Consider the following 9,935-nt stretch of genomic DNA (forward strand, 5'->3'; position numbering starts at 1 on the left):
CCCCCGCTGACCGGGGAAATCGCCCTTCGGCCAGTCGTTGCTGTTGATCAACATCCTAGGTAGCAGCGGAAATGCGCGGCAAGGAGACACGGGCAAACGGCACCTAAGGGGTGACAAGTGCGGCTGGGGAGAGCGCTTACCGATTGTTGTCCTCTCATACGAACGGCGGTTGTCCGGTTTCGCCACCCAGCGCCATAGTGCTGGATTGAGAGCGCTCTCTCCCCACGTTTGCGTCGGGCCCGATGCCAAGTGAGAGGGAGTTCCGCAATGGCTTCTTCAACGACGAAGAGACGCCCTGCCCTGTTCGCTCCTACTGGGTGCCGACGTTGTACCAGGACAACGTCGCGGTGCCGAGCTGAAGGTGGTGGCGGGCAACGCCAAGGCCACCGGCCCGAACCACAACATCGCGCGCTGGTCCTGCCTGCACGCCGGGCACGTGAGCCTCTTCTGCAACGTCTGGCCCGCCGCCGAGTTGGACCGCCGGGTGCGGGCCTGCCTGCACGCGGTGGTCAAGTGCAACCACGCCGGCGTGCCCGGATGAGGCGGGTCCTGGTGACCGTCCTGCTGGTGCTCGGCCTGACCGGCTGTGCCCAGCGGGCGGAGGCCCCGCCGCCGTCCACGCCCTCGCCGACGGCGGCGGGAGCCTTCGGGCCGGCTGAGACCGCCTTCGTCGAGCTGGTCATCGCCACCGACGACCAGGCGGTGAAACTGCTGGACGCTGGTGCGCGGCGGGCCGGGCCCGGGCTTCGGGAACTGGCGACGGATCTGGCCGCGGCCCGGCGGGCGGAGCTGGCCGCGCTGCACGAGCTGCTGCGCCAGGCCAGGGTGGCCTACGTGAACAACCACGAGGGCCACGACATGCCCGGCATGCCGACCGAGCCGGAGCTGACCGCGCTGGCCGCGGCCCCGGACTTCGACCGAGAGTTCGCCCGGCTGCTGCGCGCGCACCTCACCGAGTCGGCCACCGTGGCCGGGTCGGCGGGCTCGCTCACCCACTCGGCCACCAAGGCGGCGGCGGGCCGGATGAGCGAGGGGCGCAAGGCCGAGCTCGCCCGGTTGGACCAGCTCGGACGCGGCTGAGCGGTCGGCGGGAGCCGGTATAAAGATCAGGTGTCCGACTCCCGCCGTCCCTCGGCCGACCGCGTGACCCTGGAGGTCGTGGCGCGGGTCGCGGGGGTGTCGCGGGCGACGGTGTCCAGGGTGGTCAACGGCAAGGCCAGCGTGGACGAGTCGCTGCGCCAGGCGGTGGAGCGGGCCATCTCCGAGACCGGCTACCTGCCCAACCTGGCGGCCCGCTCGCTGGTCACCCGGCGCGCGGACGCGATCGCGCTGGTGCTGCCCGAGGAGAGCCGGATCCTGGGCGACCCGTTCTTCGGCCGGGTGGTCAGCGGGGTGACCAGTGTGCTCACCCCGCTCGGCCTGCACCTGGTGCTGCTGATGACCGGCCGGGACACCAGGGAGCAGGTGGTCACCGACCTGCGCCAGGGCCGCCTGGACGGGGTGATCCTGATCCACACCTACCCGCAGGACCCGCTGCCCGGCCAGCTGGTCAAGGCCCGCCTGCCGGTGGTGCTGGCCGGGAGACCGCAGACCCCGGCCCGGATCACGCACGTGGACGTGGACCAGGCCGCGGGCGGCGCGCTGGCCGCCCAGCACCTGCACGCGCTGGGCCGCCGCCGCTTCGCCACCATCACCGGACCGCTGGACGCGCCGGCCGGGCAGGGCCGCCTGCACGGGTTCCGGGACACCCTCACCGCACTGGGCCAGCCCGCGCCGCTGGTCGCCGAGGGCGACTTCAGCCGGGACGGCGGTGCCGACGCGATGGGTCGGCTGCTGGCGGCGGAGCCGGAGCTGGACGCGGTGTTCGTGGCCTCGGACCTGATGGCGCAGGGCGCGCTGCCGGTGCTGCGGCGGCACGGGCTGCGGGTGCCGGCGGACGTGGCCGTGGTCGGCTTCGACGACAGCAGCGCGGCGCTGGCCTGCGAGCCGCCGCTGACCACGGTCCGCCAGCCGGTGGAGGACATGGCCGCAGAGCTGGCCAGACAGGTGCTGACCAGGGTGGACAACCCGGAGGTGCCGCCGGCCGCGGTGGTCTTCGAGCCGACCCTGGTGCACCGGGACTCGGCCTGACCGATGAGTTTTCGCCCTCGCCGGAGTCACAACAGTGACGTCAGAGCGAGGAGGACTCATGCGGAAGCTGTACCTGTCGATCTCGATGAGCCTGGACGGGTTCGCGTGCGGGCCGGACGGCGAGCTGGACTGGATCATGGTGGACGATCCGGAGCTGTCGGAGCTGATGGCCGAGCAGCTGCGCGGCATCGACGCGATGATCTTCGGCCACACCGCCTACCGCGAGCTCGCCCAGTACTGGATCGACGGACCGACCGAGAAGCCGGTGGACCGCGAGCACACCCGGCTGATGAACTCGATCACCAAGCTGGTGTTGTCCAGGGGCGAGCCGGAGCTGCACTGGACCCCGGCCCGGCGGATCGGCGCGGACCTGCACGCCGAGATCACCGAGCTGAAAGCCCAGCCGGGCAAGGACATCGCGGTCTTCGCCGGGGCCGAGACGGCCCGCGCGCTGGCGTCCTATGTGGACGAGTACCGGCTGCTGGTCTACCCGCTGCGGCTGGGCGCGGGGCGCCCGGTGTTCACCGAGCGCCCGGAGCGGCTGGAGTTTCTGGGCAGCCGCGAGTTCGCCGCCTCCGGGGTGGTGCAGCTCAGGTATCGGCCGGTGCGCTGACCTTGCCGGAGCGGCGGCGCATCAGCTTGGCGATGCCGTCGATGGAGCGGTCCAGCTCGGAGCCACTGGGGTTGTCCTGCACCATGTAGGTCCAGGTGGAGGTGGGCCGGATGACCCCGGCCGCGGGCAGGTCGGCGCCCTCGGCGGTGATCGGCACCGCGGTGAAGGTCTCCACCACCCTGGTCTTCAGCTCGGCAGGCAGGTCCTGGCGGAAGGCCGGGATGGCCACCCGGTGGAACTCGTCGAGCGGGTTCTCCCTGGCCAGCGCCCGCAGGTGGATGGTCTCGCGGAGTTCGGCCAGCAGCGCGAGGTGGTCGGCCCAGCAGCGGTCCATGTGGTGCAGGGTGACCTGCCGGGCCGCCTCGATGAGGACCTCCTCCGGGATGTCCTGCGCGCGCAGCTCCTTGAGCCGCTCGGCGCAGGGCTCCTCCAGGTCCTTGAGCGCCCGGTCGGTGCGCAGCACCTCCTCGCGCTCCTTGGCCAGCTGGTCGCGCTGGTGCTCCAGCAGCTGGTTGTAGCGCCAGGTGTTGCTGTGCATGGTGAGCATCTCGGCGTCGGCCACCCGCTGCAGGTGGTCGATCATCTTCGCGTTGCGCACCGGGCCGTAGCGCAGCACCAGCTCGTCGGTGAGGCTGACGAAGAACACCGAGCGGCCGGGGTCGCCCTGCCGTCCGGCGCGGCCGCGGAGCTGGTCGTCCAGTCGGCGGCTGAGCTGGCGGCCGGTGCCGATGACGTAGAGGCCGCCGGTCTCCCGCACCCGCTCGGCGTCGCGCTGGTCCGCGCCACCCAGGCGGATGTCGGTGCCGCGCCCGGCCATCTGGGTGGACACGGTGACCGTGCCGTAGGTGCCGGCCTCGGCGATGATCGCGGCTTCCTTGGCGTCGTTCTTGGCGTTGAGCACCGTGCACTCGACCCCGGCCGCGCGCAGCCGCTCGGCCAGGCGCTCGGACTCGGCCACGTCCAGGGTGCCGAGCAGGATCGGCTGGCCGGTGGCGTGCACCTCCAGCACGTGCTCGACGATCGCGGTCTCCTTCTCCTCGACGGTGTCGAAGAGGCGGTCCGGCTCGTCCACCCGCACGCACGGCTGGTGCGGCGGGATCTCGGCGACCTCCAGGTTGTAGAAGGTCTGGAGCTGCTCGGCGGCGACCACGGCGGTGCCGGTCATGCCGCAGACGGTGCGGTAGCGGCGGATGAAGCCCTGCACGGTCATGGTGTCCAGCACCTCGCCGGACTCGCTGGGGGCCAGGCCCTCCTTGGCCTCCACCGCGGCCTGCAGGCCGTCCGGCCAGCGCTGCAGGTTGGCCACCCGGCCGCGGGACTCGTTGATCAGGTGCACCTGGCCGTCCTTGACCAGGTAGTGCACGTCCTTGACCAGCAGCACGCGGGCGTGCAGGGCCAGGTTGACCAGGGTGAGCGTGCTGGAGATGTGCTCCTCGGAGTAGAGGTCGATCTCCAGGGAGGCTTCCACCACGGCCGCGCCGACGTCGGTGAGGGCCACGTTGCGGCCCTCCTGGTCGGCGGTGAAGTCCACGCCCGGCCGCAGCGTGCGGACCAGCTCGGTGATCGAGCGGGAGGGCGCCACGCCCTCGGCGGCGCCTGCCAGCACCAGCGGCACCCTGGCCTCGTCGACCAGCACCGAGTCGGCCTCGTCCACGATGGCCACGTCGTTGTCCGGCGCGACCAGGGCCGCCACCGAGGTGGCCAGCCGGTCGCGGAGCAGGTCGAAGCCGATCTCGCTGACCGGGGCGTAGGTGACCTGGGCGGCGTAGGCGGCGCGGCGCTCGGCCTTGGTGGACACCGAGCCGACCCAGCTGACCGAGACGCCGAGGAGCTCATAGAGCGGGGCCATCCACTCCGCGTCCCGGCGGGCCAGGTAGTCGTTGACCGAGACCACGTGCACCGAGCGCCCGCGCAGCGCGAAGGCGGCCGCGGCGATCGCGCCGGCCAGGGTCTTGCCCTCGCCGGTGGCCATCTCCACCACGTCCCCGGCCAGCATCCGGGCCGCGCCCAGCAGCTGCTCGTCGAAGGGCCGCTCGCCGATCGAGCGTTCGGCGGCCTCACGGGCGATGGGGAGGAACCTGAGCAGGTCGTCCACGTGCTCGGCGGCGGCCGAGGTGAGCTCGGCGTCGGTGAACCCGGCCGCCCACTCGGCGTGCGCGCCCGAGGCCACGACCAGCTTGGCCGACCGGGACCGCGCCCGCTCGGCCTTCCCACGCAGCAGCTTCCAGAACATCCGCCGCACCGGGTTCCCCCTCATCCGCCTGCCCCTAGTCGGCAGGCACGTGTTCCTCGTGACCCAGCTCGCGCAGGGCCACCCGTAGCCGGTGCATCGCGTCGTCGAGCTTCGCGCCGTCCGATTCCATCTCTACCCGGCTGAAGTCGAAATCGTCCATGTCCCAGACTGGCGACACGTGCACGTGCAGGTGCGGAACCTCGAACCCGGCCACGATCAGCCCTGCCCTCGGCGCCGCCCACGCACGCTGCACACCCTGCCCGATGACCTGTGCGATTGCCATACAGCGACCGAGCAGTTCCGGGTCGGCCGCGGTCCACTGGTCGACCTCGGCGTGCGGCACGACCAGGGTGTGGCCGGGCCGCAGCGGCGCGATGCTCAGGAACGCGGAGACCTCCGCCTCGCGCCAGACGAAGCGGCCGGGCAGCTCACCGGCGATGATCCGGGAGAACAGAGTCGACATGCGCCCATTCTCGCCAACCCGCCGGGCGGGGGCATATCGCGGGTGTATCGGAATCCGCATACGGGCCGGCAACACCGCGCTGACTTGACTGGCGGTATGACCTCTCACGGGAGATGGGACCGGCGCACGGCATTGCGGGCCATGGCCGCGCTGGCCGGCGTCGCCACGGCCGCGCCACTGCTGGGCGAGCCCGCCACAGCCCAGGCCAGTCCCGGCGGTGACGCGGACACCCTGTTCAAGGCCGGGCATTTCGAGCAGGCCGGTCGGGCGTACGAGGAAATCCTGAGAAAGGACCCCGGCAACGTGCACGCCGCCCGTCGACGCGGTTATGTGGGGCTGTTGTCCAACAATTTCCCCGACGCCGAGAAATACCTCAAGACGGCCATCTCGCTGGCGCCGGGCGACCGGGAAGCCCACCGGTTCCTGGCCGACTGCCACACCAGGCAGGACAAGTTCGCCCTGGCCGCACCGCACTGGCAGGGAGCCGACTACCAGGCTTATGCCACGTTGTTCGCGGCCTTCCGCGGTGAGCCGTACCAGATCCACGGCGACACCGGGCGGGCGCCCTTTGTGCAGCTCGACCCGATTCCGCAGGTGGAAGCCTCACTCAACGGCGGACCACTGAAACGGTTCTCCTTCTACACCCGCGTCGACTCGCTGGGCGTGTCGGCGAAGGCGGCCGAGGAAGCCGGACTGCGCGCCGTGGCCAAGGAGAAGGTCGAATACCTCGGCAAGACGTTCTGGTTCTACTACGGAATCCTGGACTCCTTCGCACTGGGCGGCATCGAGCTGCGCAACATTCCGGTGCGCTGGTCGGACGGGGACTCCGGCGAGCAGTCCGACGACGGCATGATCGGCACCTGGATCCTGTACCACTTCCTGGCCACCATCGACTACGCGGGCCGGTCGCTGATCCTGCGCCGCCGAACCCCCGAGACGGCCAGGAAGGCGCGCGCCGAGGCCGAACGGGCCGGCGCCCAGCCCCTGCCGCTGTGGCTGGCCCAGGAGCACCTGTTGTTCAGCAGGGGCAGCGTCGCGGGCTCCGGGCCCGGGGTGGTCGCGGTGAACATCGGCGGCACCGGCGAGGCGGTCGCGGCCATGCCCCAGGAGACGGCCAAGCGGCTGGGCGTCCGCGTCGACGAGGACCGCCCGATGGAGACCGCGGCCGGGGGCCAGGCGGTCACCGTCTACCCCTGCTACCCGAAGGAGGTCCGCCTCGGCAACGCCGTCGCCAGGGACGCCTACTGCTACGCGGGCGCACCGTCCGGGCCCAGCCGCGAAGGGTTCGAGCAGCTGGCCCACCTCTCGCACAGCTTCTACAAGCCCTTCCACGTCACCCTGGACTTCATCGACATGACCATCCAGGTCGCGCGCGGGCCGGCCGGCTGAGCCCGGCTCAGGACACTAGCGCTTCGGCCAGTGCCAGGAGGGCCGGTCGAGGCGTCCCTGGCCCTCGATCCGGGTCTCCCCCAGCTCCTTGACCAGCTCCACCGCGCCCAGGTCGGCCCCGGTCTCCTCGGCGCCCGCCTCGATCGCGGCGATCAGCGGCCGCGCGTGCGAGACCACCACGACCTGGGTGTTCTTCGCCGCGGTGACGATCAGCCTGGCCAGCGAGGGCAGCAGGTCCGGATGCAGGCTGGTCTCCGGCTCGTTGAGCACGAACAGCTCCGGCACCCTCGGGCTGAGCAGCGCGGCCACCCACAGCAGGTAGCGCAGCGTGCCGTCGGAGAGCTCGGCGGCGCGCAGCGGGCGCAGCAGCCCGTGCTGGCGCAGGGACAGCTCGAACCGCCCGTCGGCGTGCCCCACCGAGAGCTGCGAACCGGGGAAGGCGTCCTCGACGGCCAGGCTGAGCGAGTCCGGGTCGCCGATCTCCAGGATGGTCTGCACCGCGGCGGCCAGGTCGGCGCCGTCCTGGCTGAGCACCGGGGTGCGGGTGCCCAGCCGGGCCTGCCGGGCCGGGGCGTCGGCGTCGGTGCGGAAGTGGTCGTAGAACCGCCAGGACCGGATCCGCTCCCGCAGCAGCACCACCTCCGGCGCCACCCTCGGGTCGGTGAACTCGCTGAGCAGGCTGTCATAGGGCCGGATCCGGAAGGTGTCCTCGCCCCAGGCCCCGGTGGCCCCGCGCAGCAGCACCGCCCCGTTGTGCCGCTGGGCGAACAGCTTCTTCTGCGCGAAGACCGGCCCCTGCCAGACCGCCTCGGACTTGATCTCCGGATCCAGCGCGAACGCGGTCTCGCCGGGGATGGGCAGGCCGAGGTCGATCGCGTAGCCGAAGTCGTCCCCGGCGAAGCCCAGCCGCAGCCCGACCGGCTCCCTGCGCACCGTGCCCTGCACCGCGTACCGGCCCTCGCGCACTCCTCGGCCGATCACCGCCGGCCCTGCCCACAGGGTGGACTGCAGGCCGCCCTCCCTGGCCAGTGCGGCCACCGCGCCGTTGCGCGCGGCGTCGGCGAGCAGCCGCAGCGCCCGGTACAGGCTGGACTTGCCGCTGCCGTTGGCGCCGGTGACCAGGTTCAGCTGACGCAAGGGCAGCACCAGCTCGCGCAGGGACCGGTAGTTCTCGACAGCGATGGTGCGGAGCATGGCTGCGAACCTAACGCGCCACCCTGACAGCGGTGGTTCATGCTGTTGCCCATGGAGATCGCGCTGGAGATCATCGGGCTGGTCGTCGCGGTGCTCGCGGTGAGCTTCCTGGCGAAGGTGCTGAACCTGTCCGCCCCGCTGTGCCTGATCGTGGCCGGGGTCGCGCTGTCCTTCCTGCCGGGGGTGCCTGACTACGCGCTCAACCCGGACGTGGTGCTCATCGGCCTGCTGCCGCCGCTGCTCTACGCCACCGCGATCCGCACCTCGCTGATCGACTTCCGGGCCAACCGCGGCCCGATCGGACTGCTGTCGGTCGGCCTGGTCGTGTTCACCACCCTCGGCGTCGGCGCGGTGGCCTGGCTGGCCATCCCCGGCGTGCCGCTGGCCGCGGCCTTCGCCCTCGGCGCGGTGGTGGCCCCGCCGGATGCGGTGGCGGCCACCGCGGTGGCCCGCAAGGTGGGCCTGCCGCGCACCATCGTCCGGGTGCTGGAGGGCGAGAGCCTGGTCAACGACGCGGCCGCGCTGGTCGCGCTGCGCACCGCGATCGCGGCCATGGCGGGCGCGGTCAGCTTCTGGCAGGTCGGCGGGAACTTCCTGCTCGCGGCGGGCGCGGGCGTGCTGCTCGGGCTCCTCGTCGGCCAGGTGGCCAGTGTGCTGCGCACCCGGTTGCAGGACCCGGTCTTCGACACCGGCATGTCGCTGGTGGTGCCCTACGTCGCCTACCTGGCCGCGGAGGCCGTGCACGGTTCCGGCGTGCTGGCGGTGGTGATCGCCGGGCTGATGCTGGGCCACCGGGAGCCCAGGATGCTCAACGGCGCGGCCCGGATCGCGGGCACGGTGAACTGGCAGACCATCCAGTTCCTGCTGGAGAACGTGGTCTTCCTGCTCATCGGCCTGCAGCTGCGCCGCATCCTCACCGAGGTCGGCGACACCGACCTGTCGCTGGGCACCCTGGTGCTGGCCTGCGCCATGGTGCTGCTCGCGACCATCCTCTGCCGGATCCTCTGGATGGTCGGGATCACGTTGCTGCGCAAGGCTTTCGGCCGCAAGGCCTGGCGCTGGCGGTACTCCGCGGTGACCGCGTGGGCCGGCATGCGCGGCGTGGTGACCCTGGCCGCGGTGTTCGTGCTGCCCGAGGACACCCCGCAGCGCCCGGTGCTGGTGCTGGCCGCGTTCGTGGTGGTGGCAGGCACCCTGCTGCTGCAAGGCGGCACCCTGCCCTGGCTGGTCCGCAAGCTGCGGCTGCCCGCCCCCGACCCGGCCCAGGACGCCCTGCAGGAGGCGGTGCTCCTGCAGAACATGACCACCGCTGCCCTGGAGCGGCTGGAGCGGGAGCGCCGCCCCGAGGACACCCCGGAGGTGCTGGACCGCCTGCGCTCCCGGATGAGCAACCGGGTCAACGCCGCCTGGGAGACCCTCGGCCGCTCCGACGAGGACCTGGAAACCCCGAGCTTCGCCTACCGCCGCCTGCGCCGCGCCATGCTGGAGTCCGAAATGGACACTCTGCTGGCGGCCCGCGACCAGAAGGCGGCCGACGACGTGGTGCTGCGCAGGGTGCTGGACATGCTGGCCATCGAAGAGTCCATGTTGGACAGATCAACCCAGCTGGTCAACGACCCCGCCGCCGGCTGGCTCAAGGCCCCGCCCAGCACCGCGGCCTGCAAACACCTCAAGGCCGCGCCCTACCACGTGCCAGCGGACTCCGCGGAAGGCTGCCCGGACTGCCTCGCCGAAGGCACCACCTGGGTGCACCTGCGCCTGTGCCTGACCTGCGGCCACGTCGCCTGCTGCGACTCCAGCCCCGCCCAGCACGCGACCCGGCACTTCCGCGACAGCCAGCACCCGGTGATGCGCAGCTTCGAGCCGGGCGAGAAATGGCGCTGGTGCTTCGTGCACGGCTCGCTGGGTTAGCT

The 9,935-nt window shown here is 71.9% G+C and carries 9 protein-coding genes; 6 read left to right on the plus strand and 3 right to left on the minus strand.

What is annotated here, in order from left to right; all coding sequences use genetic code 11:
* Positions 1-364: 364 nt before the first annotated feature.
* The 4 genes from ACWDY5_RS19680 to ACWDY5_RS19695 are packed head-to-tail and all read left to right on the plus strand — an operon-like array spanning position 365 to position 2,743.
* The gene (locus tag ACWDY5_RS19680) at positions 365-541 is read left to right on the plus strand and encodes a hypothetical protein (RefSeq protein ID WP_449723621.1); all 177 of its coding nucleotides are present in this window, start codon (positions 365-367) and stop codon (positions 539-541) included.
* Entirely contained in the window at positions 538-1,080 is a 543-nt protein-coding gene (locus tag ACWDY5_RS19685) for a DUF305 domain-containing protein (RefSeq protein ID WP_449723622.1), read from the plus strand. Before ACWDY5_RS19680 ends, ACWDY5_RS19685 begins: the two co-directional genes overlap by 4 nt.
* 30 nt (positions 1,081-1,110) lie before the next feature.
* Positions 1,111-2,130, plus strand: coding sequence for a LacI family DNA-binding transcriptional regulator (locus tag ACWDY5_RS19690; protein ID WP_449723623.1), 1,020 nt, complete (start codon positions 1,111-1,113; stop codon positions 2,128-2,130).
* A 58-nt stretch (positions 2,131-2,188) separates the two neighbouring features.
* Positions 2,189-2,743, plus strand: a complete 555-nt coding sequence (locus ACWDY5_RS19695; protein ID WP_449723624.1) for a dihydrofolate reductase family protein — start codon at positions 2,189-2,191, stop codon at positions 2,741-2,743.
* Here the strand turns inward: ACWDY5_RS19695 and secA2 are convergent.
* The gene (gene secA2, locus ACWDY5_RS19700; RefSeq protein ID WP_449723625.1) at positions 2,721-5,000 is read right to left on the minus strand and encodes an accessory Sec system translocase SecA2; all 2,280 of its coding nucleotides are present in this window, start codon (positions 4,998-5,000) and stop codon (positions 2,721-2,723) included. The genes ACWDY5_RS19695 and secA2 overlap by 23 nt on opposite strands.
* A 10-nt stretch (positions 5,001-5,010) precedes the next feature.
* The gene (locus tag ACWDY5_RS19705) at positions 5,011-5,439 is read right to left on the minus strand and encodes an HIT family protein (protein ID WP_283659474.1); all 429 of its coding nucleotides are present in this window, start codon (positions 5,437-5,439) and stop codon (positions 5,011-5,013) included.
* Between the two features lie 96 nt (positions 5,440-5,535).
* Between ACWDY5_RS19705 and ACWDY5_RS19710 the strand changes: the two genes are divergently transcribed.
* Entirely contained in the window at positions 5,536-6,828 is a 1,293-nt protein-coding gene (locus tag ACWDY5_RS19710) for a tetratricopeptide repeat protein (RefSeq protein ID WP_449723626.1), read from the plus strand.
* Between the two features lie 15 nt (positions 6,829-6,843).
* Here the strand turns inward: ACWDY5_RS19710 and ACWDY5_RS19715 are convergent, their stop codons facing one another.
* Positions 6,844-8,022 carry an AAA family ATPase gene (locus tag ACWDY5_RS19715; protein WP_449723627.1) on the minus strand — a complete coding sequence of 393 codons (1,179 nt, stop codon included), beginning with the start codon at positions 8,020-8,022 and terminating at the stop codon, positions 6,844-6,846.
* 51 nt (positions 8,023-8,073) lie between these two features.
* Between ACWDY5_RS19715 and ACWDY5_RS19720 the strand changes: the two genes are divergently transcribed.
* Positions 8,074-9,933 carry a Na+/H+ antiporter gene (locus ACWDY5_RS19720; protein WP_449723628.1) on the plus strand — a complete coding sequence of 620 codons (1,860 nt, stop codon included), beginning with the start codon at positions 8,074-8,076 and terminating at the stop codon, positions 9,931-9,933.
* The last annotated feature ends 2 nt before the right edge of the window (positions 9,934-9,935 follow it).

It is taken from the genome of Crossiella sp. NPDC003009, from assembly GCF_053591555.1.